Genomic DNA, 24,114 nt, shown 5'->3' with positions numbered 1-24,114 from the left:
GGGCTGTCCTTTGCGACCGGGTGAGCAGGTGCGGGCTTACGCGTCGAGTGGCGGTGCGCGGGTGCGGGCGCCGGGAAAGAACGCCGGCCGGGCATGACCCAGGCGCGGGGAAGGGCTGGTGTAGGTGTGGCTGGGAGGGGTGTCGAAGACGGCGAATGTGTGGCCGCCAGGCAGCGCCGGGCAGTTGAACAGCAGGCTGCAATAACCGCATTTTTCCCATAACGCGTGGTGTTCGCTCTGGGGCGCGCAGTGCTCGGCCGCCGGCGCTTCATGCACCGGCATGTCCATGCTCATCTCCATTTCCATGCTCACGGACACAGGCATGGACATGCGCTGATCCATCGGCATCGACTGGGAAACCAGTGGTCCGATAAAGATCATCAGCATGGCGAACAGGCTGATCCAGCTGCCGCGTGTCAGGCTCATGGGCTGACGGCGGTGCCTGGACGGGCTGGCGCGACGAGGTTGCATAGGCGGCTACGTCTACTGGGCGTGCTGGTGTGTCTTGGTGCCGTCGGGTGCTTTTTTCTGCACCGCGACATTCACCGTCACGTCCCCAGCCTTTTCGAAATGCAGGGTCATGGGGAAACGTTTGCCGTCGCTGAGCAGGCTGCGGTCCTTCAGGTCCAGCAACATCACGTGATAGGCCATCGGCGCGAAGGTGACGGTCGCACCGGGGGCGATGGCGACGACGGGCACCGGTTGCATTTTCATCAGGTCGTTTTGCATCACATGTTCATGGAGCTCGGCCTTGCCGGCAATCGGCGAGTCGACGCCGAGCAGTTTGTCGGCGGTGGCGCCGCCGTTGTGAATCACGAAGTACGCGGCCACGGTTGGCGCGTTGGGCGGCAACTCCTGGGACCACGGATGGGCGATCTCAAGCTCGGCGGCCTTGTACTGGTGGGCCTGGGCGAAGCCAACCGGGAGCAGCAGGGCCGCCAGCAGGATGAGTCGGTTCAACATGGCAATTCTCCGGAACGATTCAGGACGCAGTTTCATGCGGGAAGAATCAGGCCAGAGGCGAAGCACGGGGGTTGAGGCTGGGCCATTGCTGGCGCGGGGTCGGGCTGTCGAGCTTTGCGTGGGCCGTACCGCGATCGGCCCGTTGTGCGTCCAGATACAACTGCGGGGCGTGCCCGGCGAGCGCCATCAGCGGCGCCGGGCCTGAGCAGCACCAGCAATGCTGCATCGTCGAGTGATTGTCTTTTTGTGGCGTGCCTTGTTCCAGCTTGCCGAGGGAAACCGCCAGCATCTTCGTGCCGCTGGATGAGCAGAAACTGCCCCACAGCATTTGTTCCGCTGGCGTACTGGCGGTCGCGCCGGCGCTGCTGGAAAGCGGCATGGCAAGCATGTTGAACAGCACTGCGAAGCAGGCGATCCAGGCAAATGCAAGCCGTTGTCGGGACATGGGGCAATCCGCTCGGTTGGGCGATCAGGTGGCGGTATTTAGCCTGATCGGTGTCCAGAAGTAAAAAGGCCACGTGCGGTGTAGGGTCGCAGGGCTGGTGTTAACAGTAGCAATGGATTTTCAAATGGGTGCTTTTTAAATAAGTAGTCTTGCTTCTGGTTTGGGACACACCCGATGCCTCCCGTTCGGGCAGTCTCAATGCGCCGGTACGGCATGTACCTGCATGTCGACTCCCAAAGTGGTACGGATGACCGCAAATATCGCGGCCAGGTTATCCATGCTTGGATTACCTTTGGCTGAAAGCATCCGGTGCAGGCTTTTACTGGGTCTGGACGTTTCCTTTGCCAGTTCTTCGAATCCCACGGTGGCGTTAACAAGATCGCGAAGAATCATCCTCGCCATCTCGGGTTCTCCGTTTAAAAACAAGGTTGCGGCCTCGTCCAGCAGGATCTGGGCAAACTCAGGATCTCGCTGGGCGCGTTCGGCAATTGTATGTTTGTAGCTGCGTGTGAGAGCCATTGCGTTACCTCGTGTGCCTTTCTGCTTTTTTTCGGACCTGGAATTCGGCAACAAGCGTTTTCGCCTGCTTGACGTCTTTTTTCTGACTGGACTTGTCACCCCCGCCAAACAGGATGATCAGGCGCTTTCCTTCTTGGATCAGGTAAATCCGATAACCTGGACCCCAGTTGATACGGAACTCGCCCAATCCGTCGAACCACTTGATATTTGACGTGTTGCCCAGCTCCAGGCGCATCAATGCGTTAGAGACCTTGAAGGCCGCTTGGGCGTCCAGGCTGGAAAACCAACGCTTGAAAGGGCTAGTGTCGTTGTCTTGCAAATATTCTTCGAGTTTGATCATGCGCGGCCCTGAAGGTAACAAATAGGTTACTGTTCATGCAAGGCAGCGATCTTGTCTCATCCGTTCGGAAGCGCCAACGCCTCAAGTGTTGCTTCAAGCGTCCAAAACTCCCGATCCACCCCCGCCAACACCGGCCGCTTCAACACCAGCACCGGCACCCCCCGCTCCCGGGCCACCTCCAGCTTCGGCTCGGTGGCCGTGCTGCCGCTGTTCTTGCTGACCAGCACATCGATTCGTCGCCGTTCGAACAGTTCGCGTTCACCGTCAATGTGAAACGGCCCACGGGCGCCGATGACTTCGCAGCGTCCGTTGCCGGGGTAAACGTCCAGTGCTCGCAGCGTCCAGAACTGTTCGGCGGGGATTTCATGCAGATGCTGCAGCGGCTCCCGGCCGAGCGTGAACAAGGGGCGGCGAAAAGGCTGCAAGGCCTGGATCAGTTCGGCCCAGTCGGCCACTTCGCGCCAGTCATCGCCGGCCCGTGGGCGCCAGGCCGGACGGCGCAGGGCCCAGCAGGGGATGGCGCAGGCGCGGGCGGCACGGGCGGCGTTGTAGCTGATTTGCGCGGCGTAGGGGTGGGTTGCGTCCAATAGCAGGTCGATGCCCTCGGCGCGAATGAATTGCGCCAGGCCTTCGGCGCCGCCGTAGCCGCCGACACGTACCTGGCAGGTCAGGTCGGTGGGGACGCGACCGATGCCCGCCAAGCTGTAGATGTGCTCGGGGCCGAGCGTGCGAGCGATGGCCAGGGCCTCGGTGACGCCACCGAGGAGCAGGATGCGTTTCATTTAAAGGCTCCAGCGTGGCCGACGATTGCGCCCTGACGGTCGATGGCGAAGACTTCGACCTGGACCTGGGCCGGGACCACGCTGCGAGCGAAGGCCAGGGCGTGCTCGCACACGGCATCACCGAGGGCGATGCCGACGGCGCTGGCCATCGCGAGGGCTTGCTGGCTGGTGTTGGCTTGACGAATGTCGTGCTGCAACTTCTCATCGGCACCGATTGCCGCCGCCCATTTGGCCAGTTGTGGCAGGTCGATGCTTGAATGGCGGCTGTGCAGGTCCATATGTCCGGCGGCGAGTTTGCTGATCTTGCCGAAGCCGCCGCAAAGACTGAGCTTTTCCACCGGCACCTTGCGCACATGCTTGAGCACGGCGCCGACAAAGTCGCCCATTTCGATCAGGGCGATTTCCGGCAGGTTGTAGACCCGGCGCATGGTGTCTTCGCTGGCATTGCCGGTGCACGCAGCGATGTGCAGGTAGCCGTTGGTTTTCGCCACGTCGATGCCCTGATGGATCGACGCTATGTAGGCTGCGCAGGAAAACGGCCGGACGATGCCGCTGGTGCCGAGGATCGACAGACCGCCGAGGATGCCGAGTCGCGGATTCATGGTTTTCAGCGCCAGGGCTTCGCCGCCCTCGACATTGACTGTGACTTCGAACCCCCCGGCATAACCACTTTCCTCGGCCAGGCGACCCAGGTGATCGTTGATCATTTTGCGCGGCACCGGGTTGATTGCTGGCTCACCGACAGCCAGGACCAGTCCCGGTCGCGTCACCGTGCCGACGCCACGACCGGCAACAAAACGCACGCCAGGTTCGGCAATCAGGCGCACCTGGGAAAACAACAGCGCGCCATGAGTCACGTCCGGGTCATCACCAGCGTCCTTGATCGTTCCGGCCTCGGCACCTTGTTCGGTCAGCCGGCAGAACTCCAGGCGCATCTGCACCTGCTTGCCCTTGGGCAGGACGATTTCCACGGCATCGGCCTCGGTGCCGCACAGCAGCAGTCGCGCCGCCGCCAGGCTGGTGGCCGTGGCGCAGCTGCCGGTGGTCAGGCCGCTGCGCAGGGGGGCGGGTTGCTCGGCGGTTTCGTCACGCATCGAGAGGTTTCGTCAGGTCCAGCAAGGTGATTGGCAAGGCTTGACGCCAGGTATCGAATGCTCCCAAAGGCTGGGCCTGGGCGACATGGATGCGGGTCAGCTCACCGCCGTGGCGTTCGCGCCAGCTCATCAGTGTCATCTCGCTTTGCAGGGCCACGGCATTGGCGACGAGCCGACCGCCAGGCTTGAGCCGGGCCCAACAGGCATCAAGCACGCCTTCGCGGGTGACGCCGCCACCGATGAACACCGCGTCCGGACGCTCCAGGTTCTCCAGCGCCTGCGGGGCGCTGCCGCGAATCAATTGGAGGCCGGGCACGCCAAGGGTGTCGCGGTTGCGTTCGATCAAGGCTTGGCGGCCTTCGTCGGCTTCGATGGCCAGGGCTCGACAACTGGGGTGGGCGCGCATCCATTCGATGCCGATCGAGCCGCTGCCGGCGCCGACGTCCCAGAGCAACTCGCCGGGAGTTGGGGCGAGGCGAGCCAGGGTGACGGCACGCACGTCGCGCTTGGTCAGCTGGCCGTCATGCTCGAAAGCGCTGTCCGGCAGGCCGGCCAGGCGTGACAGGCGCTGCGTCGACGGATCGGCCCGGCATTCGATGGCGATCAGGTTCAGATCGGCGACCGCCTCATCGGACCAGTGCGCAGCGCAACCGTCAATCCGTCGTTCTGCCGCACCGCCCAAGTGCTCCAGCACGGTCATGGCGCTCGGGCCGAATCCGCGCTCGCGCAGCAGCATCGCCACGGCGCTGGGGCTGTGGCGGTCGTTACTCAGCAGCAACAGCCTGACGCCACTGGACAAGTGCGCATTGAGCGCTGCCAGGGGGCGGGCCACCAGCGACAGCGTGACCGCGTCCTGCAACGGCCAGCCCATGCGCGCCGCCGCCAGTGAGCAGGAGGACGGCGCGGGGACGACCTGCATTTCCTCGGCCGGCAGCTGTTTCGCCAGGCTGGCGCCGACGCCATAGAACATCGGATCACCACTGGCCAGCACGCACACCGGCTCGCCCCGTCGAGCCAGCAGCGGTTCCAGGGAGAACGGGCTGGGCCACAGCTCCCGCTCGCCGCGGATACACAGCGGCAGCAGTTCCAACTGACGGGCGCTGCCCAGTATCCGCGACGCCCGCAGCAATGCATGGCGAGCCGTTCGGCCCAGGCCCTTGAAGCCCTCTTCACCGATGCCCACTACGGTCAGCCAGGGGGTCATCTCTGTTCCTCGAATAAATGGGTTGATCGCCAGGCTTGTTGCCGCCGCGAACCGGGTCGCCATCATACCGTGCCTCGACGGGTCTGACGTGAACCATCCCCTGTGGGAGCGAGCCTGCTCGCGAAGACGTCGGTCCACTCAACATTTTCTGTTCAGGCAGACCGCGTTCGCGAGCAGGCTCGCTCCCACCGTTTTGGATAACAGGCGTGCGGAAGTCGGGGCTCGCTGTCAGCAATCCGACCGGCAAGCTTTTCATGACCGCGAGCAAAGCAGGCATAATGGCGGCCTTCGCCGCTGCGGCGTTTCCTATTTACCGGTCTGCCTTGAACGAACGTCCATCTTCCAACGTCATTCGCCCCTCGGGTTGTCCGGGGTTGCTGCGTGTCGTCCAGGCACTGGACGGAGGAATCTGCCGAATCAAGCTCGATGGCGGCGTCATCCACGCGGATCAGGCCGAAACCGTCGCGTGGGTAGCCGAGCAGTTCGCCGGGGGCGTGATCGAGGCCACCAACCGCGGCAACTTGCAGATCCGCGGTATCGGCCCTGAGCCGGATGCGTTGATCGAGCCGTTGCTGGCCGCCGGGCTTGGCCCGCGCGAGGCGGCCGGCGATGACGTGCGCAACCTGATGCTCAGCCCCTCGGCGGGGCTCGACCGGCAGATGCTGTTCGACACCCGTCCGCTGGCCGCGCAGATCCTCTTCACCCTGCAAACCCATGAGCGCTTCCACGAACTCTCGGCCAAGTTCGCCGTGCAGTTGGACGGTGGCGAAGCCTTGGCGATGCTCGAGCATCACCATGACCTGTGGCTATCGGCGCTTGTCCAGCACGGCGAGCCCTGGCTTGCCTTTGGCTTGGCCGGTTCGCCATTGGACACACCGGCGGGCAAGGTGCCCCTGGCCCAAGGGCATGCCCTGGTGGTCGCGGTGCTGGAGCTGTTTCTCGAACTGGCCCGCCCGGACCAGAACCGCATGCGCCAACTGCTGGCTGAATGTGCCGTGGATGAATTCATGACCCGGTTAGCCGGCCGCGTGCCGCTGCAACCTTGCCTTGACTGGCGGCGGAGTGCGTCGCCCGGCGGCCTGCACATCGGTATTCATTCCCAGCACGACGAACGGGTCTATGTCGGCGCGGCGGCGCCCCTCGGCCGGCTTGATACGGTCATGCTGCGCGGCGCGGCGCAGTTGGCGCGGGAGAAGGGCGACGGCAATCTTCGCTTCACTCCCTGGCAAAGCCTGTTGCTGCCCAACGTGCGCCGCGAAAATGCGGATGCCGTGTTGACCCAGCTCGACGCGCTGGGCCTGTTGTGTTCGCTCGATCACTCCCTGGCGCAACTCATCGCCTGCACCGGCTCCAGTGGCTGTGGCAAAGGCCTGGCTGACACCAAGGGCGACGCCCGCCAGTTGGCGGATCTGCTGCAACGCCGGGGCCAGGCTTTGAGCATTCATCTGTCCGGCTGCCAGCGATCGTGCGCGGCGGCCCACATCGCCCCGGCGACGTTGCTGGCGGTCGCCCCCGGTCGTTATGACCTCTATTTTCGTGATGCCGCGTTGCCGGGTTTCGGCGCGCTGCAAGCACACAATCTGACAATCGAAGCGCTCGGCCACTGGCTCGACGCTCATCCCCGGAGCCCCCTTGATGCTTGATTACATCCGCGACGGTCAGGAGATCTATCGCAACTCCTTCGCGATCATCCGCGCCGAGGCCAATCTGGCGCGCATTCCTGCCGATCTGGAAAAACTCGCGGTGCGGGTGATCCACGCCTGCGGCATGGTCGAGGCGGTCGATGGCCTGCAGTTTTCCGCAGGCGCAGGCGCGGCGGGGCGCCAGGCACTGGCGGCCGGTGCGCCGATCCTGTGTGATGCGCGGATGGTGTCCGAGGGCGTGACCCGGGCGCGCCTGCCGGCCAACAATCCGGTGATTTGCACCTTGCGCGACGACAGCGTGCCAGCGTTGGCCCGCGAGCTGGGCAACACTCGCTCGGCGGCCGCGCTGGAGCTGTGGCGTCCACACCTGGAAGGTAGCGTCGTGGTCATCGGCAACGCACCGACCGCGCTGTTCTATCTGCTGGAAATGCTCGATGCCGGCGCGCCGAAACCGGCCCTGATCCTTGGCTTCCCGGTGGGTTTTGTCGGCGCCGCCGAGTCCAAGGCGGCGCTGGCGGCCGACAGCCGTGGCGTGCCGTTCGTGATCATGCAAGGCCGCCTGGGCGGCAGCGCCATGGCCGCCGCCGCCGTCAATGCTCTCGCCACGGAGGTTGAATGATGCAGCAGCCTGGACGCTTGATCGGCCTCGGCGTAGGGCCGGGTGACCCGGAACTGATCACGGTCAAGGCCCTGCGCCTGCTACGGGAATCGCCGGTGGTGGCGTACTTCGTCGCCAAGGGCAAGAAAGGCAACGCCTTCGGCATCATCGAGGCCCATCTGCAGGACGCGCAGACCTTGCTGCCACTGGTCTACCCGGTCACTACCGAAGTGCTGCCGGCGCCGTTGTCCTATGAAGAGGTAATCGCCGACTTCTATGACACCGCCGCCGAGCAACTGGCCGTGCACCTGGATGCCGGTCGCGACGTGGCGGTAATCTGCGAGGGCGATCCGTTTTTCTACGGCTCCTACATGTACCTGCACGACCGCCTGGCCGAGCGCTACGAGGCCGAGGTCATTCCCGGCGTGTGTTCGATGCTCGGTGGTGCCTCGGTGCTGGGAGCCCCGCTGGTCTATCGCAACCAGAGCCTGTCGGTGCTCTCCGGCGTCCTGCCCCACGACGATCTCAAGCGTCGGCTGGCCGATGCCGATGCGGCGGTGATCATGAAGCTGGGGCGCAATTTTCCCAAGGTTCGGCAGGTGCTTGAGGAACTGGGCATGGACGGGCGGGCGCTGTACGTCGAGCGCGCGACCATGGCCAACCAGAAAATCGTGCCGCTGGATGAAGTCGAGCCGATGTCTTCGCCGTACTTCTCGCTGATCATCGTCCCGGGCGAGCGGTGGCAGGGATGAGGAAACCGGCGGCAATTGTCATCCTCGGCCCGGGCAGTCTCGCGACGGCCCGACGAATCCAGCAGTGCTATCCCGATGCGCTGATCCATGGCCTCGTCGGGCGGGTCGAGGGCGATCGGCAATATCTTGAGTTCGGCACCACGTTGCGCGAACTCTATCAACAGGACACGCCGATCATTGCGCTGTGCGCGGCGGGCATCGTCATTCGCACCCTCGCGCCGCTGTTGCTGGAAAAAGGCCTCGAGCCGCCGGTGCTGGCAGTGGCCGAGGATGGCAGCGCCGTGGTGCCGCTGCTGGGCGGTCTGGGCGGCGTGAATGTCATGGCCCGGGAAATCGCGACAGCGCTGCAAGTCGCCCCGGCGATCACCACCAGCGGCGAGTTGCGTTTTGGCACCTGCCTGCTCAATCCACCGAGCGGCTACAGCCTCGGCGACCTGGAGCAGGGCAAGCGCTTCGTGTCCGACCTGCTCGCCGGCGAGCCGGTGCGGGTCGAAGGCGCGGCGCCGTGGCTGGACCAGGCGCAATTGCCCCAGGATGCACAGGCACGTTTGGCGATACGCATCGATAGCGCCGCGGCTGTGCCCGCGCCGGACGAATTGCGGATCTATCCGCGCAACGTGGTGGTCGCGGTGAGTGCCGGCACGCCGGACGTGTCGACTGCGGTCAGCGACGCGCTGCACCGAGCCGGCCTCGCCGTGCAATCGCTGGCGTGCCTGCTGGCGGCGGACAGCGACATGGCCCGCGCCGAGTTGCACCACGCTGCGCTGGCGCTGGGTGTGCCGCTGCGCTTCGCGCGGGCCAGCGATGACATCGAGCAATGGTTGGGTGATGCGTTGGGCCTGCCGGTTTCGTTGCAACCAATGGGCGGCGTGGCCATCGCCGTGGCTGAGCGGCCCGTCGACCCGCTGCAGCTTGGCCGTGCGCGCGGACGTCTGGCGGTGATCGGCCTTGGCCCTGGAGCGGCAGAGTTGATGGTCCCGGCCGTGCGTGCCGAACTCGACCGCGCCAACGATGTGCTCGGCTATGAGACTTACGTGCGCATGGCCGGGCCTTTGCGGGCCGACCAGGTACAGCATTGCACCGACAACCGCGAAGAAATGCAGCGCGCCCGACATGCCTTCGAACTGGCGGCTCAGGGCCGGTCAGTGGTGGTGGTGTCATCCGGTGACCCTGGCGTATTCGCCATGGCTGCCGCTGTACTGGAAGCGCTGCATGAGTCGACTGATGCCGACTGGCATAATGTCGACCTGCAAATCCTCCCAGGCGTCTCGGCCTCCCTGGCCACGGCGGCCCAGGCCGGCGCGCCGCTGGGTCATGATTTCTGCGTGATGTCCTTGTCGGATAATCTCAAGCCGTGGTCGATCATCGAGAAACGCCTGGACCTGGCGGCCGAGGCGGACCTGGCCCTGGCGTTCTACAACCCGATCTCCCGCTCCCGTCCGTGGCAACTGGGACGAGCGCTGGAAATCGTCGCACAACACCGCGCGGCGGATACTCCAGTAGTGCTGGGGCGGGACATCGGCCGACCGGGCCAGACCCTGCGCGTCACCACGCTGGGGCAACTGGCCCCGGACCAGGTGGACATGCGCACCATGGTGCTGATCGGTTCCTCCACCACCTGCGTATTTCCGCGCGTCGAAGGTGGCGACTGGGTGTATACGCCGCGTTGGTACGGCGATAAGCCCGGGGCATGAAGTAGCGTCAGGGTGTCAGGTGATTAATTGTCCATGGGGCGGTTCTGGCTGAGGTCGAATCGCTCCATGCGTTTTTTTTCCAATCGCCTGTTTATCAATTCTCGCTGCCCGTCGAGTATCGTCTTGTTCAACCTCAGGTAGGCTTTTCGCTGGACTATCCTGGCTGAGCGTTTTTCCCAAGTCCAGAACAGGAAGTTGGTCCTCTTCATGTAGGCGTTCAGCTCAAGTTTGAAAACGGCAATATTGAGAAGGCCTCGCGCGTCGTAGCGGGCTGGAACTACTTGGAAACTGTCCCCTGAACCGCTTTCCCGGTCAAAGGACAACAGCGCCGGGCTGTTGGTTTTCAAGCTGTCGAGCGTGTCGATCATGGCATTGCCTTGCCGGCTATCGCTCATCCCGTTTGCGCTCTCGACCAGAAAGTCCGCCACAGAGCCCGTGAGGATATGTTGTGTTCTGGTAAATATTGCGTCCTGATAGATTGACCAGCCGAGAGCCTTCAACACACCGATATACTGTGCAAGCCAACGCTCCGGATCGTAATAACGGTTGTATTTTTCGTCAGCCAAGAGGATGGCGAAGTTATTACAATCGGCAATATCGTCATGCTCTGACAGGGAGAGTGTCTCGATGTATGAAAAAAGGCTGGGGCCCGTTATGAGGCCGGTGAGTGTTTTATTGACCATTTTTTTATCCGTATAGTTGAGTGTTGTATTTATAAATACAACAACGGATTCGAACTTCAAGTGGCGGGGCTTGTTGTTTGGAAACCGGATGTTTTCAGGGGGGCTGGTAGGCGCCCCGAACATGTTGTAATTGTTTGGCATTTGTTGTTGGTTTGAAAAGTCACTAGATTCGACACTGTCCGCAGGAGCGGTCACTCAAATAACCAAGGAAGATTGTATGGAACTGTCTGAAAGTAAAATCAGCGTCGCAGAAACTATCGAGTTTATTAATGCGCGTATCGACAGGCGCAAGTCATCGGTTCCGGCCGGGCGGCGTGTACGCAGATCCGTTGTGCCCTCGCAGGTCAACCCGACCAAGGAACTCGATGCGCTGATGCTGGGCGACGCGCTGGTGGGTTATGGCAATAACATGACCCTCGAAAATATGACAATCATGGAAAACCTGATGAGCATGGCGATCCTCGAAGCAAACGCCAGCTTTCCCGATGGCAGGAATACGCGTGAGTGGTATGAGGAGTTCATACAGTGCCTGGAGTCTCTAGGGTGTTTCGTGCCCGACAGTGGCTATACCCGTTATTCCGAAAGTTCTGTGCGGGTAGACCTGGACCTGGTGATCAAGGATATCGTCAAAGGAATCATTGATGGAGTGAAGGCCGGTTTCCCGGCAGCGACGGTGCTTGGGGCCGTGGTGGATACCACGATCGATGGTTTGAAGCAGGACGACAAGACCATCAACCTCTTCCACAGCCAGGCGAAGACTTTTGATGGCGCGCGCTTGTCAGTCATCCCTTGTGAGCAGCTTTCCAACGGTCTCCTGATTGCTTCTGCCGCGTCGATAAAACACTCCGGCTCTTCGAATGAAGGCGGTGTTCTATTCGTAAACTGGCGGGCCTCGGCGCGGGAATTTTTCCGTGGTAAATCGTTCGTGACCTTCAACCCGGCCCGTTATGAAACGTTCAGGCAGGAAATCGAGAAATACCTGGGTGAGTATCGCAAAGAAGCATTGAGCAAAAGGTTCAGCCGTCGCAAGCGCGGGTAAATGGCTACGGGGCCAGATACCCTTTTACTCCAGTAAAAATGATCTGCGCCGCCAGCGCGCAGACAAACAGCCCCATCAGGCGGCTGACGATCTGCAGCCCTTGGTCGCCGAGGATCCGTTCGATGCGGCTGGACAGGTAAAGCACGACGCCAACGGTGAAGCTGGCCAGGGCGATGCTGATGATCGCCATGAGCTTGTCGTCCCAGTGCGGCTGGCTTACGCCCATCACCAGCAGGGCACCGATGGTGCCGGGGCCGACAGTCAACGGAATGGTCAGCGGGACGATAGTCACGTCCTGCTGGACATTGTCGGTCTGTACCGCCGATTTGCCCTGGGCCATGCCCAGCGCCGAAATGAACAGCACGCTGCCGGCGCCGATACGGAATGCATCCACGGTGATGCCGAACACGCTGAAGATGACCCGCCCGAACAGATAGAGCAATACGCTGGATACCAGCGTCGCGGTCGCGACCTTCCAGGCCAGCCGACGTTGCTCCTTGCGCGAATAGCCGCGGGTCAGGCTGATAAAACACGACAGCACGAAGAACGGGCTATAAAGCACCAGCATTTTCAGGTAAACGCTGAACAGCACATGGAGCATGGTCGAGGCTCAAGGCGGAGGAGGACGACGGGAGTCTATCAGGGGTTTTGGTGCCTGTCGGCTCAGGATGTCTGCGCCGTACGGTTCTGCTGATCACGCTGGGCCACCCAATGCTCGATCAGCTCGCGCAACTGCGACAGCTCCACCGGCTTGGCCATATGTCCGTCCATCCCGGCCTGGCGCGCGCGTTCCTTGTGTTCGGCCAGGATATGCGCCGTCAGCGCGACCACCGGGGTGCGGGTCCGTTGGTTGCCGACTTCCCAGGCGCGTAACTGCTGGGTGGCGGAGAAGCCGTCGAGTATCGGCATTTCGCAATCCATCAGGACCAGGTCGTAGCGCTGCTCCTTCATGGCCTTGAGGGCTTCTTCGCCGTTGCTGGCGGTGTCGGGTTGCAGGTTGAGCTTGCCGAGCATGCCGCGGATGACTTTGGTGGAAATGCTGTTGTCTTCGGCTACCAGAATACGAAAGTCGCTGGGCACTTTCACCGGCAGCAGAGGGCCGGCATTCACCGGTGCAGTCGGGGCCTGGCCTTTGTTGCGCTGGTTGAGTTCGTCCGCCAGGGTGGTCTTGAGCGTATAACCGGCCACCGGTTTGGCGAGGATGCGCTTGACGCCGCTGTTGCGCGCCACGATCTTGCTCGGCGCGTTGCTGATGCCGGTGAGCATGATCAACAGGATGTCGTGGTTCAGGCTCGGGTCTTCCTTGATCTTGGCCGCCAATTGCATGCCGGTCATGCCGGGCATGTTCTGGTCCAGCAGCACCACGTCGAAATAATCACGCAGGTGCGCCTTGGTGCGCAGCAGCGCCAGGGCTTCCTTGCCCGATGGCACCGCGCTGACGTTCAGGCCCCAGGCGCTGCATTGCTGGACCAACACCTTGCGGCAGGTGTCGTTGTCGTCGACGACCAATACCCGCGCCCCTTGCAGCGGGCTGTCGAGATCGGAAGTCGGGTGTTCGAGGCGGTCAGGGTCCAGTGGCAAGGTCAGCCACAAGGTGCTGCCCTGGCTGCTTCCACTCTTGATGCCGAACTCGCCATGCATCAGCATGATCAACTGGCGGGCGATGACCAGGCCCAGGTTGCCCCCCAGCCGCGTGGCGGAGAGAAAATTCTTGCTGTGCAGCTCGGCGTGCATCAGCGTGTCGCGCTCCTCGGCGTCCATGGGTGAACCGCTGTCCTGCACCGCGATACGCAGGCGTGGCTGGTTGCTGCGTTCATCAAGGGCGACGACGATCAGCACTTCGCCCTCGTCGGTTTTCTTCAGGGCATTTTCCAGCAGGCTCAGCAGGGCCTGGCGCAGCCGCGTCGGATCACCACTGATGACGCGTGGCACCTGGGGCTGGATAAAACTGATCAGCTCGACATTCTGCTGTTCAGCCTTGGCGCGGAAGATACTCAAGCAGTCCTCGATCAGCGCATTCAGGTCGAATTGCACATCGTCCAGCTCGATCTGGCCCGATTCGAGACGGGATATATCGAGAATTTCGTTGATCAGTGTGAGCAGTTCGTTACCGGCGCTGTGGATCGTCTGCACGTAGTCACGCTGCTTGACCGACAATGGCGTGCCCAGCAGCAACTCGGTCATGCCCAGCACGCCGTTCATGGGGGTGCGGATCTCATGACTGATCTTGGCCAGGAACTCGGCCTTGGCGTTGATTTCGGCGTTGCTTGCCGCCAGGTCGCGGCTGATGCTGAAGCGGCTCTCGTTGATCGACCGCTGGCGTTCGCCCAGCGCGACGCTCATCAACAGGCCGCTGATGCAGATGAAGACCAGCAGCGTGACGATCAGGCCTTGCGGCGCGACTTCCGTCAGCCCTTGCAAGGCCGGGAGGATGATCAGCGTGCCGAGGTTGAACACCACCATGGCGGCGACGAACAGGCGTGCCGGGCGGTAGCCTTTCTGCCAGTGCCAGGCGCTGACGAACAACATGCTCAGCCCGGCCAGCGCCACCAGTGCATAGGTGATGATGTTGAGCGGCAGCGTGTTGACGAACAACAGCAGCAGGCTGCATAGCACGATGAAGACGATTTCCCCCACCAGCAGCCGGTTCAGCGGATGCTCGCCCAGCGGCGCGAAGAAACGAAAAGCGAACATCAAGCCGCAGGGCGCAGTCAGCAACAGCGCCAGGTACGCTCCCGGCGTCTGGATCGCCGGCCAGTCAGGCAGCCAGGCCCCGGCCAGGTTCAGCAACAGGATCAGGCTGAGCATCAGCAACCCTTCACAGGCTGCCAGCCACAGGCAACTGCGCGAGCGGGTATAGGCGTAACGGGTGAGGTTGTGCAGGATCAACATGGCGATGCAGCCGAACAGCAGGCCGTAGATCAGCGTCTGGTTCTGGTTGGCCGCCGCCGTTATGGCCGGTTGCAATGTGACGTAGGGGCGCAGTTCGTACCGTGAGGCCAATCGCAGGTAGACGTCGAGGGGCTTGTCGTTGCGCGGCAGTGCCAGCATGAGGTCACTGCTGGGAGCGGACTGTCCGGTATCTGGCGAGGCATTGCCACTGATCTGTTGATCAATCAGCGTATCGCCGTCCAGCACATAAAGATTCAGGCGCGACAGGTCTGGGGCAAAGATGCGCAGAATCTGTTCATGCCGGTCAGGCGCCAGCCGGAAACGCAGCCATAACGCTCCGCCGGGTTCGGCCGCCTTGAGGTGGTCCAGGTCTATCGGGCTGAATTGATTGGTGTAGCGGGCAGAGCGGATGTCGCTCAGCTTCAGGTTACCTTGTTCGTCGAGCAATATCGCCCAGCCACTGCCTGGCGCGGCCTGGGCCGGGAACATGCAGAGCAGCGTCAGCAGGGTAACGGTGAAGCCTATGGCAATCCTGAGCCAGCGCACGGCGAAATCCCTTCATAGGTTGATGCCAGATTATAACTATGCGCGGCGCCCCGGCAGCCAGGCAAGGGCCATGGCCCTCTGCCTGGCTGAACGGCCGGGTTATTCCTGGTTTTCGCCACGCTCACGGGCAATGGCTCGGTAGCCAATGTCGTTGCGGTAGAAGCAACCTTCCCAATCAATCTGCGCGGCAAGCCGGTAGGCCTGCTGCTGGGCCGCATCGACACTGGCGCCCATGGCCGTGGCGCAAAGCACGCGACCACCGGCGGTGACCACCTGTCCATCCTTCAATGCCGTGCCAGCGTGGAACACCTTGCCTTCCAATTGCGCGGCGGCGTCCAGGCCCTTGATGGCGCTGCCCTTGGCATAGTCGCCTGGATATCCACCCGCCGCCAACACTACGCCAACGCTTGGACGCGGATCCCATTGGGCTTCAACCTTGTCCAGCGCCTGGGCCAGGGCCGCTTCGACCAGCAGCACCAGGCTCGATTGCAGGCGCAGCATCACCGGCTGGGTCTCAGGATCGCCGAAACGGCAGTTGAATTCGATGACTTTCGGGTTGCCTGCCTTGTCGATCATCAGGCCAGCGTAGAGGAAACCGGTGTAGACGTTGCCTTCCTCGGCCATGCCGCGCACGGTCGGCCAGATCACCTGGTCCATCACGCGCTGGTGTACCTCGGCGGTGACTACCGGGGCGGGGGAGTAGGCGCCCATGCCGCCGGTGTTCGGGCCGCTGTCGCCGTCGCCGACACGTTTGTGGTCCTGGCTGGTGGCCATCGGCAAGACATTCTTGCCGTCGACCATGACGATGAAACTGGCTTCCTCGCCATCGAGGAATTCTTCGATGACAACCCGCGATCCGGCGTCACCAAAGGCGTTGCCGGCGAGCATGTCACGCACGGCATCTTCGGCTTCGGCCAGGGTCATGGCAACGATCACGCCTTTGCCGGCGGCCAGGCCGTCGGCCTTGATCACGATCGGTGCGCCTTTTTCGCGCAGGTAAGCCAGTGCCGGTTCGATTTCGGTGAAGTTCTGGTAGTCGGCGGTCGGGATCTTGTGACGCGCCAGGAAATCCTTGGTAAACGCTTTCGAACCTTCCAGCTGCGCGGCCCCGGCGGTCGGGCCGAAGCAGTCCAGGCCGCGAGAGCGGAACAGACCGACCACGCCAGCGACCAGCGGCACTTCCGGGCCGACGATAGTCAGCGAGACGTTCTTTTCGGCGAAGTCGGCCAGTTGTTCCAGGGCCAGCACGTCGATGGCAACGTTTTCGCACTTGGCTTCGATGGCGGTGCCGGCATTGCCCGGGGCCACGAAAACCTTCTGCACACGGGGATCCTGGGCCACTTTCCAGGCCAGGGCGTGTTCACGGCCACCGCTGCCAATGATCAAAACATTCATTTCAAAAACCTCGGATGACGCTGATTCTGTTCGGAACCTAAGGCATTTTGCGCCGTAGGAGGTCGCAATGAAGTCGGTAGATGCAAGGCGGAGTCGACTTCGATGAGCGGAGTTGCCTTTTGGCAATGAGCATCATCGAGGTCGGCTCCAACGCAGCAGATATCGGCTTCAGTGCGGCCGTTGTCTTGTTAGTGACGGAAGTGGCGCATGCCCGTGAAGACCATCGCGATCCCGGCTTCGTCAGCCGCGGCAATCACTTCAGCGTCACGCATCGAACCACCCGGCTGGATAACCGCCGTGATGCCGACCTTGGCCGCGTTGTCGATGCCATCGCGGAACGGGAAGAACGCATCGGAGGCCATGACGGCGCCCTGAACCTGCAAACCGGCGTGCTCAGCCTTGATCGCAGCGATGCGAGCCGAGTTGACGCGGCTCATCTGGCCGGCGCCGACACCGATGGTCTGGCGGTTCTTGGCGTAGACGATGGCGTTGGACTTGACGTACTTGGCGACTTTCCAGGCGAAGATCAGGTCGTTGATTTCCTGCTCGCTCGGCGCGCGCTGGGTCACGACCTTGAGGTCCTCGCTGCCGATCATGCCGATATCGCGGCTCTGGACCAGCAGGCCGCCATTGACGCGCTTGTAGTCCCAGGCTGGCGCGCGGTCGGCCGACCACTGACCACAGGCCAGCAGGCGAACGTTGGCCTTGGCGGCAACAATGGCGCGGGCTTCTTCGCTGACGGAAGGGGCAATGATCACTTCGACGAACTGGCGCTCGACGATGGCCTTGGCGGTCTCGGCGTCCAGCTCGCGGTTGAAGGCGATGATGCCGCCGAAGGCCGACTCGGTATCGGTGGCGTAGGCCAGTTCGTAGGCCTGGCGGATGCCGCCCTCGGCGTCCGGGCTTACCGCGACGCCGCATGGGTTGGCGTGCTTGACGATCACGCAGGCTGGCTTGACGAAGCTTTTCACGCATTCCAGCGCGGCGTCGGTGTCGGCCACGTTGTTGAACGACAGTTCCTTGCCCTGCAATTGGGTCGCGGTGGCGATGCCGACTTCGGCTGGCTTGGCTTCCACGTAGAACGCCGCGCTCTGGTGCGGGTTCTCGCCGTAGCGCATTTCCTGGGCCTTGACGAACTGGGTGTTGAAGGTGCGCGGGAATTCGCTGCGGCCTTCGGTGCTCAGGGTCTCGGCCGCCTGGTTCACGGTGCCCATGTAGTTGGCGATCATGCCATCGTAGGCGGCGGTGTGTTCGAAGGCCTTGAGCATCAGATCGAAGCGCTGGGCGTACGTCAGGCCACCGGCCTTGAGGTTTTCCAGGACGCCGGCGTAGTCGCTGGCATTGACGACAATGGCCACGTCCTTATGGTTCTTGGCCGCCGAGCGGACCATGGTCGGGCCACCGATGTCGATGTTCTCGATGGCGGTCGGCAGGTCGCAGCCGGGCTTGTTGATGGTTGCTTCGAACGGGTAGAGGTTGACCGCCACCAGATCGATCGGCTTGATGCCGTGTTCGTTCATGATGGCGTCATCGATGCCGCGACGACCGAGGATCCCGCCGTGGATCTTCGGGTGCAGGGTCTTGACCCGACCGTCCATCATTTCCGCGAAGCCGGTGTAGTCCGCAACTTCCACCGCGGCGACGCCGTTGTCCTGCAGCAACTTGAAGGTCCCGCCGGTCGAGAGGATCTCGACGCCCAGCTGTTGCAGCTCGCGGGCGAATTCAAGGATCCCGGTCTTGTCGGAGACGCTGATCAAGGCGCGGCGGATCGGCAGGCGGGTGGTCTGGTCGGTCATTTCAATTTCCATCAAAAGCAAGGGAAGTCAGCAAAAAAGGCGACCGTTTTTTACGCGGGCGCCTTTCTGGTTTGATTGAATGCTTACAGCAGATCGTACTGCTTGAGTTTCTTGCGCAGGGTGCCGCGGTTCAGGCCCAGCAGCTCACTGGCCTTGGTCTGGTTGCCCTTGACGTAGTTCATCACGCTCTCGAGCAGCGGCGCCTCGACTTCGGAAAGCACCAGGTTGTACACATCCGTGACGGCAGCGCCCTCAAGGTGGGCGAAATAATTGTGCAGCGCCTTCTCGACGCTCCCGCGAAGGGTCTGGCCTTCTTCGCTGGGCGTGTTGAGGTGCTGTTTCAAATTCACGTTGTCGCTCACGGGTGTTATTCCACTCACTAAAGTCTCGGTCATCATCGTCATGCGGCCACCCCTTCGTCCCCTGTCAGGCTCTTGTAACGTTCGGCGAAAAACGCCTGAACGTCGGCGCATTGTGCTTGCGTACCATCCAAACGATTGAAACGGGCGCGAAACTCCCTGGCGCCCGGCAGGGTTGCGAGATACCAGCCCACATGCTTGCGAGCGATGCGTACGCCCATGACTTCGCCATAGAAGGCGTGCAGCGCGGCCAGATGCTCTAGCAGAATACGTTCCACCTCGGACAATTGCGGCGCAGCGAGCTTTTCACCGGTGCGCAGGAAATGTTCGATCTCACGAAAAATCCATGGCCGCCCCTGGGCGGCCCGGCCGATCAACAGGCCGTCGGCGCCGGTCGCGTCCAGCACGTACCGGGCCTTTTCGGGCGAATCGACATCGCCGTTGGCAAACACCGGAATGGACACCGCCTGCTTGATCGCGGCAATGGTGTCGTACTCGGCTTCGCCGGTGTACAGGTCGGCACGGGTGCGGCCATGCACCGCCAGCGCCGTGATACCTGCCTGTTCGGCGATCTTCGCCACCGTCAGGCCGTTCTTGTTGTCCCGGTCCCAGCCGGTGCGGATCTTCAGGGTCACCGGCACATCGACTGCGGCGACAACCGCCTGCAGGATCTCGGTGACCAGGGCTTCATCCTTCAACAGCGCCGAGCCTGCGGCCTTGTTACAGACCTTCTTCGCCGGGCAGCCCATGTTGATGTCAATGATCTGCGCCCCCAGCTCGACGTTCGCCCGGGCCGCCTCCGCCAGCATCTGTGCGTCGCCACCGGCGATCTGTACCGAGCGGGGCTCGGGATCGCCTTCGTGGATCATGCGCAGACGCGATTTGCGGGTGTTCCACAGACTCATGTCGCTGGTGACCATTTCCGAGACCACGAGACCGGCGCCCAATCGTTTGCACAACTGACGAAAGGGCTGATCGGTAACGCCCGCCATCGGGGCGAGGACCAGACCGTTCTGCAATGTATATGGGCCGATGCGTACCGCCGACATAGGACTTCCCTGAAGTGGGGCCGGATCATGAGACTTCGAAAAAGGGTTGGCATGATACCCGCTCTCGATGACTGGATAAAGGTCGAATTGGATAAAATCTGAACAGCTATTTTGTTATCGCCAGCGGTTTGGTCTGGGTGGGTCGAGTCAGAAAGCTGCCGTCAATCAATCGGCCCTGGCGGCTTCATTCGGGTGAATGAAAGCTCAGGCTGTAGTTCACCGCTTTCGGCCCTGGATCGAGGATATCCAGGGCGATATGGATCGGTGTCTGCGGCGGCATTTCCCCCCGGCCTTCGAGATCGCCGCCCAGGTACTCGCCTGGCTTGAAGCGACGGCTGGCGATCAGGTGACCGTTGAGGTCGGCAAAACGCAACTCCAGCAGCGGGAAGGGCTGGGAGAAGGGCGCGCGATTGTAGATGATCGCATCCACCACCAGGGCGCCGCTGAATTCCGGATGGCTGCGCACCACCAGGTTGCTGCTCTTGATCTTGGCGATGTCGACCTTGGACGGGACATCGCAGCCGATGACCGGGCAGATTTGCAGGAACCATGGACGGTACTGGTCCTGGCGGGCCAGTTCTTCGAAATGGTAGGCGATGTACTGGCCGGCCAGCGCTGCCGCGCCGAGCAATATCAACAGGCTCCAGAGCAGGCGACGGCCCCAGGGCGAGCGGCGTTTGCGCCAGTCCAGTTGCAATGGATCATCGTCCAGGTCCTGCAGGGCTTCGGCGCGTATCCCCGGCTCATGGCGCTCGCGCTTCTTGCGCGGCGTTGCCGCAGGCTCCGGCTCGTCATCCAGGTCGTCGGTGGCGGACAGGCGCTCAAGGTGTTCGTGCGGCTCGTCGTCCGGCATGAGGCTGAGCGGGGCGACGGGTTCGTCGTCCGGCTCCAGGGGCTCAAGGGCCAGGGACAAGGAAGGTTCGGTCCGTGGCGGCCGGGCGGGCTCATGAGGCTCGAACGGCTCGACCGGCATTTGCAGAGCGCCTTCGGCGCGCTCGTCGGGGGCTTCGCTGTAGAGGCTGTCGGACCAGGCTTCCTGCTCCTGCGGAAGTTGCTCGCGCTGGGCGCTCAGGTTGTCTTCGCGACGCCGGCCAAAGCTGTCCGGGGCGCGCTTTTCGAGGCGCTCCAGACGCGCCAGCTCCTTGTCCAGGTCATCGAGGTCGAGCTCGGCGGCGCTCCATTGTTTCTGGCTGATGGCGCGGGGCGGCGGTGTATCGACGGCTGGTGCGGCGAGAGGCGCGAGTGGGGGCGCAACGGTCTTGGCCGTGCGCTGCTCGAGCAATTGTCGCGCGGCGTTGAACACCTGCAGGCACGAGCCGCAGCGAACCACCCCGCGTGCCACGCTCAATTGAGCATGGCTGACACGAAAACTGGTGTGGCAATGCGGGCACTGGGTGACGAAGCTGTCGGTCATGCGGCAATCCGGTCGATACAGGCGGCCATTCTAGCGCCGACGTCCAGTGATGCGCACCCAGCCATCGCGATTGGCAATCGGGTCCAGGTCGAAATCCCCGGCGTAGGCGGCGGCGACTTCTTCGCCCTGTTCCGCCAGGATGCCCGACAGCGCCAGGCGTCCGCCCGGCTTGACCAGGCTGGACAGCTGCGGTGCCAGCGACACCAGCGGGCCGGCGAGGATGTTGGCCACCAGTACGTCGGCCTGTACTTGGGGCAGGTCTTGGGGCAGATACAGCGGGAAAAGTGCTTCGGCAATGTTGTTGCGACCGGCGTTGTCGCGGGACGCTTCCAAGGCCTGGACATCAATATCGGTGCCGACCGCTTCCTTGGCGCCCAGCAGCAGCGCGGCAATGGCCAGGATCCCCGACCCGCAGCCGAAATCCAGTACGTGGCAGTCCTTCAGGTCCTGGCCGTCGAGCCACTCCAGGCACAGCGCGGTAGTCGGGTGGGTGCCGGTGCCGAACGCCAGGCCCGGGTCCAGCAGCAGGTTGACCGCGTCCGGCTCCGGTGCGGCATGCCAGCTCGGCACGATCCACAAGCGCTGGCCGAAGCGCATCGGCTGGAAGTTGTCCATCCAGCTGCGTTCCCAATCCTGGTCCTCGATCACTTCGCTGTGGTGATCGGGTAGCGGGCCGCCGGTCAGCAGCTCCAGGTGAGCAAGCACGCTGGTGGCTTCGGTGCCACCCTCGAACAGGGCCAGCAGGTGGGTGTGAGACCACAGCGGGGTGGTGTTGAGTTCCGGCTCGAAGATCGGCTGGTCTTCGGCATCCATGAAGGTGACCGAAACGGCGCCAACTTCAAGAAAGGCGTCTTCATAGGTTTCGGCTTGTTCCGGGCTGATGGCCAGACGTACTTGCAGCCAAGGCATGGCGGGCACCTTTGGAAAAATGATGATTGCAGCCTAGCGGCCAGCGAAGCGCGCAAGTTTACGCGAGCGCAAAGCTTTTGTGGGAGGGTTTGCGAAACCTGCAGGAACGACAAAGCCGCCCGAAGGCGGCTTTGTCTGGTGCGGGTTGAAGCTTAGTGCTTCTCGCCAGCAAGCTTGTGCTCGAGGTAGTGAATGTTCACGCCCCCTTTGCAGAAGCCTTCGTCGCGGGTGAGGTCGCGGTGCAGCGGGATGTTGGTTTTGATCCCATCCACGACGATCTCGTCCAGCGCATTGCGCATGCGCGCCATGGCTTCGTCGCGGGTTGCCCCGTAAGTGATCAGCTTGCCGATCAACGAGTCGTAGTTCGGCGGAACGGCATAACCGCTGTACAGGTGCGAATCGACGCGAACGCCGTTGCCGCCCGGGGCATGGAAATGCTTGACCGTGCCAGGGCTTGGCATGAAGGTTTTCGGGTCTTCGGCATTGATCCGGCATTCCAGCGCGTGACCGCGGATGACCACGTCATCCTGAGTGAACGACAGCTTGTTGCCAGCGGCGATGCTGAGCATCTCCTTGACGATGTCGATACCGGTGACCATTTCCGAAACCGGATGCTCCACCTGAACGCGGGTGTTCATTTCGATGAAGTAGAAACGACCGTTCTCATACAGGAACTCGAAAGTACCCGCGCCGCGGTAACCGATATCGATGCAGGCCTTGACGCAGCGGGCCAGGACTTCCTGGCGAGCCTGCTCGTCGATGCCTGGTGCCGGCGCTTCTTCGAGGACCTTCTGGTGACGACGCTGCAGCGAGCAATCGCGGTCGCCGAGATGAATCGCCTGGCCTTGGCCGTCGGACAGTACCTGGACCTCGACGTGACGTGGGTTGGTGAGGAATTTTTCCAGATAGACCATCGGGTTGCCGAACGCCGCGCCTGCTTCGGAGCGGGTCAGCTTTGCCGAGGAAATCAGGTCTTCTTCCTTGTGCACCACACGCATGCCGCGACCACCACCGCCGCCAGCGGCCTTGATGATCACCGGATAGCCGACTTCGCGACCGATGCGCAGAGCGGTTTCTTCGTCTTCAGGCAGCGGGCCGTCGGAGCCCGGAACGGTTGGCACGCCTGCAGCGATCATGGCGTGCTTGGCCGAAACCTTGTCGCCCATCAGGCGAATGGTTTCGGCTTTCGGACCGATGAAGGCAAAACCGGAGTTTTCCACCTGTTCGGCGAAGTCGGCGTTTTCCGCGAGGAAACCGTAGCCAGGGTGAATGGCGGTAGCGCCGGTCACTTCGGCGGCGGCGATGATCGCCGGGATGTGCAGGTAGGAGTGCGCAGCCGACGCCGGACCGATGCAGACGGATTCATCCGCCAGGCCCAGGTGCATCAGTTCTTTGTCGGCCTTGGAGTAAACGGCGACGGTCTTGATGCCCATCTCTTTGCAGGCACGCAGAATCCGCAGGGCGATCTCACCGCGGTTAGCGATCAGAACTTTTTCCAACTTCGCAGTCATCAAAGGCTCTCCGCGGTTCAAACGATGGTGAACAGCGGTTGGTCGTACTCAACCGGCTGGCCGTCTTCGACGAGGATGGACTCGATCACACCGCTGGTTTCAGCTTCGATGTGGTTCATCATCTTCATGGCTTCGACGATGCACAGGGTGTCGCCTTTCTTCACGGTCTGGCCAACTTCAACGAAGGACGGCGAGCTCGGGGAAGACTTGCGATAGAACGTGCCCACCATCGGCGAGCGAGCAACGGTGCCGTTCAGCGTCGGCGCGGCCGGTGCGGCAGGTGCCGCGGCGGCAACTGGCGCAGCTGCCGGAGCAGGTGCAGCGGCTGGCGCTTGCATCGGTGCCGGTGCATAGAACTGCTGGGCCGGGGTCTTGCTGTGGCGGCTGATGCGTACGGACTCTTCGCCTTCCTTGATCTCGAGCTCGTCGATGCCGGACTCTTCCAGCAATTCGATCAGTTTCTTAACTTTACGGATATCCATGAATC

General features: G+C 62.5%; 24 protein-coding genes. 5 read left to right on the top strand and 19 right to left on the bottom strand.

Features of this window, described 5'->3' with window-relative positions; translation table 11 throughout:
• Positions 1-36: 36 nt before the first annotated feature.
• The 8 genes from J3P96_RS24840 to cbiE form a co-directional block, all read right to left on the bottom strand.
• The gene (locus tag J3P96_RS24840; RefSeq protein ID WP_434602691.1) at positions 37-426 is read right to left on the bottom strand and encodes a DUF2946 domain-containing protein; all 390 of its coding nucleotides are present in this window, start codon (positions 424-426) and stop codon (positions 37-39) included.
• A 57-nt stretch (positions 427-483) separates the two neighbouring features.
• Complete coding sequence (locus J3P96_RS24835) at positions 484-963, bottom strand: copper chaperone PCu(A)C (RefSeq protein ID WP_434653784.1); 480 nt, start codon at positions 961-963, stop codon at positions 484-486.
• Between the two features lie 46 nt (positions 964-1,009).
• Positions 1,010-1,408 (bottom strand): DUF2946 domain-containing protein, encoded by a 399-nt coding sequence (locus J3P96_RS24830; RefSeq protein WP_434653783.1) that lies wholly within the window; start codon positions 1,406-1,408, stop codon positions 1,010-1,012.
• Between the two features lie 195 nt (positions 1,409-1,603).
• On the bottom strand, positions 1,604-1,927 hold the full coding sequence (locus J3P96_RS24825; protein WP_434626323.1) for a DNA-binding protein: 324 nt from the start codon (positions 1,925-1,927) through the stop codon (positions 1,604-1,606).
• A 4-nt stretch (positions 1,928-1,931) separates the two neighbouring features.
• Positions 1,932-2,267, bottom strand: a complete 336-nt coding sequence (locus J3P96_RS24820) for a type II toxin-antitoxin system RelE/ParE family toxin (protein WP_434626322.1) — start codon at positions 2,265-2,267, stop codon at positions 1,932-1,934.
• Positions 2,268-2,323: 56 nt separating this feature from the next.
• The gene (locus J3P96_RS24815; RefSeq protein ID WP_434626321.1) at positions 2,324-3,049 is read right to left on the bottom strand and encodes a cobalt-precorrin-6A reductase; all 726 of its coding nucleotides are present in this window, start codon (positions 3,047-3,049) and stop codon (positions 2,324-2,326) included.
• Positions 3,046-4,143, bottom strand: a complete 1,098-nt coding sequence (locus J3P96_RS24810; RefSeq protein ID WP_434653782.1) for a cobalt-precorrin-5B (C(1))-methyltransferase — start codon at positions 4,141-4,143, stop codon at positions 3,046-3,048. The genes J3P96_RS24815 and J3P96_RS24810 overlap by 4 nt, the downstream gene beginning before the upstream one ends.
• Positions 4,136-5,347: a precorrin-6y C5,15-methyltransferase (decarboxylating) subunit CbiE gene (gene cbiE, locus J3P96_RS24805; protein WP_434653781.1), complete on the bottom strand. Its 1,212-nt coding sequence runs from the start codon at positions 5,345-5,347 to the stop codon at positions 4,136-4,138. Before cbiE ends, J3P96_RS24810 begins: the two co-directional genes overlap by 8 nt.
• 254 nt (positions 5,348-5,601) lie before the next feature.
• Here cbiE and cobG point away from each other — a divergent pair, with 254 nt between their 5' ends.
• Genes cobG through cobJ form a run of 4 tightly spaced genes read left to right on the top strand, consistent with a single transcriptional unit; the run spans position 5,602 to position 10,034 of the window.
• The gene (gene cobG / locus J3P96_RS24800) at positions 5,602-6,990 is read left to right on the top strand and encodes a precorrin-3B synthase (RefSeq protein WP_434653780.1); all 1,389 of its coding nucleotides are present in this window, start codon (positions 5,602-5,604) and stop codon (positions 6,988-6,990) included.
• Positions 6,983-7,609 carry a precorrin-8X methylmutase gene (locus J3P96_RS24795; protein ID WP_434569945.1) on the top strand — a complete coding sequence of 209 codons (627 nt, stop codon included), beginning with the start codon at positions 6,983-6,985 and terminating at the stop codon, positions 7,607-7,609. The genes cobG and J3P96_RS24795 overlap by 8 nt, the downstream gene beginning before the upstream one ends.
• Complete coding sequence (locus tag J3P96_RS24790) at positions 7,609-8,340, top strand: precorrin-2 C(20)-methyltransferase (RefSeq protein ID WP_305501368.1); 732 nt, start codon at positions 7,609-7,611, stop codon at positions 8,338-8,340. The genes J3P96_RS24795 and J3P96_RS24790 overlap by 1 nt, the downstream gene beginning before the upstream one ends.
• Complete coding sequence (cobJ, locus tag J3P96_RS24785; RefSeq protein ID WP_434653779.1) at positions 8,337-10,034, top strand: precorrin-3B C(17)-methyltransferase; 1,698 nt, start codon at positions 8,337-8,339, stop codon at positions 10,032-10,034. Before J3P96_RS24790 ends, cobJ begins: the two co-directional genes overlap by 4 nt.
• Before the next feature lie 23 nt (positions 10,035-10,057).
• Here the strand turns inward: cobJ and J3P96_RS24780 are convergent, their stop codons facing one another.
• Complete coding sequence (locus J3P96_RS24780; RefSeq protein WP_434653778.1) at positions 10,058-10,912, bottom strand: hypothetical protein; 855 nt, start codon at positions 10,910-10,912, stop codon at positions 10,058-10,060.
• A gap of 22 nt (positions 10,913-10,934) precedes the next feature.
• Between J3P96_RS24780 and J3P96_RS24775 the strand changes: the two genes are divergently transcribed.
• Entirely contained in the window at positions 10,935-11,756 is an 822-nt protein-coding gene (locus J3P96_RS24775; RefSeq protein WP_434653777.1) for a hypothetical protein, read from the top strand.
• 4 nt (positions 11,757-11,760) lie between these two features.
• Here the strand turns inward: J3P96_RS24775 and J3P96_RS24770 are convergent, their stop codons facing one another.
• From J3P96_RS24770 to accB, 10 genes are all read right to left on the bottom strand, one after another.
• The gene (locus tag J3P96_RS24770) at positions 11,761-12,357 is read right to left on the bottom strand and encodes a MarC family protein (RefSeq protein WP_039593516.1); all 597 of its coding nucleotides are present in this window, start codon (positions 12,355-12,357) and stop codon (positions 11,761-11,763) included.
• Positions 12,358-12,419: 62 nt separating this feature from the next.
• Complete coding sequence (locus J3P96_RS24765; protein ID WP_434653776.1) at positions 12,420-15,194, bottom strand: response regulator; 2,775 nt, start codon at positions 15,192-15,194, stop codon at positions 12,420-12,422.
• 99 nt (positions 15,195-15,293) lie between these two features.
• Positions 15,294-16,589: a phosphoribosylamine--glycine ligase gene (gene purD / locus J3P96_RS24760; protein WP_434653775.1), complete on the bottom strand. Its 1,296-nt coding sequence runs from the start codon at positions 16,587-16,589 to the stop codon at positions 15,294-15,296.
• 188 nt (positions 16,590-16,777) lie between these two features.
• A complete protein-coding gene (purH, locus tag J3P96_RS24755) occupies positions 16,778-18,385 on the bottom strand; it encodes a bifunctional phosphoribosylaminoimidazolecarboxamide formyltransferase/IMP cyclohydrolase (RefSeq protein WP_434653774.1) in 1,608 nt (535 codons plus the stop codon).
• 83 nt (positions 18,386-18,468) lie between these two features.
• Entirely contained in the window at positions 18,469-18,789 is a 321-nt protein-coding gene (gene fis, locus J3P96_RS24750; RefSeq protein WP_025211617.1) for a DNA-binding transcriptional regulator Fis, read from the bottom strand.
• A complete protein-coding gene (dusB, locus tag J3P96_RS24745) occupies positions 18,786-19,793 on the bottom strand; it encodes a tRNA dihydrouridine synthase DusB (RefSeq protein WP_434569938.1) in 1,008 nt (335 codons plus the stop codon). The genes fis and dusB overlap by 4 nt, the downstream gene beginning before the upstream one ends.
• Positions 19,794-19,977: 184 nt before the next feature.
• On the bottom strand, positions 19,978-21,207 hold the full coding sequence (locus tag J3P96_RS24740; RefSeq protein ID WP_434653773.1) for a DUF3426 domain-containing protein: 1,230 nt from the start codon (positions 21,205-21,207) through the stop codon (positions 19,978-19,980).
• 30 nt (positions 21,208-21,237) lie between these two features.
• Positions 21,238-22,116: a 50S ribosomal protein L11 methyltransferase gene (gene prmA, locus J3P96_RS24735; protein WP_434653772.1), complete on the bottom strand. Its 879-nt coding sequence runs from the start codon at positions 22,114-22,116 to the stop codon at positions 21,238-21,240.
• A gap of 152 nt (positions 22,117-22,268) precedes the next feature.
• Positions 22,269-23,627, bottom strand: a complete 1,359-nt coding sequence (gene accC / locus J3P96_RS24730) for an acetyl-CoA carboxylase biotin carboxylase subunit (RefSeq protein WP_007971365.1) — start codon at positions 23,625-23,627, stop codon at positions 22,269-22,271.
• Positions 23,628-23,644: 17 nt separating this feature from the next.
• Complete coding sequence (gene accB, locus J3P96_RS24725) at positions 23,645-24,109, bottom strand: acetyl-CoA carboxylase biotin carboxyl carrier protein (RefSeq protein WP_053118072.1); 465 nt, start codon at positions 24,107-24,109, stop codon at positions 23,645-23,647.
• Between the last annotated feature and the right edge of the window lie 5 nt (positions 24,110-24,114).

This window comes from Pseudomonas sp. R3-56, from assembly GCF_051132075.1.
Lineage (GTDB): Bacteria > Pseudomonadota > Gammaproteobacteria > Pseudomonadales > Pseudomonadaceae > Aquipseudomonas.
The sequence above is the reverse complement of the archived record's forward strand: the minus strand, read 5'-3'. Positions and strand labels throughout refer to the sequence as shown.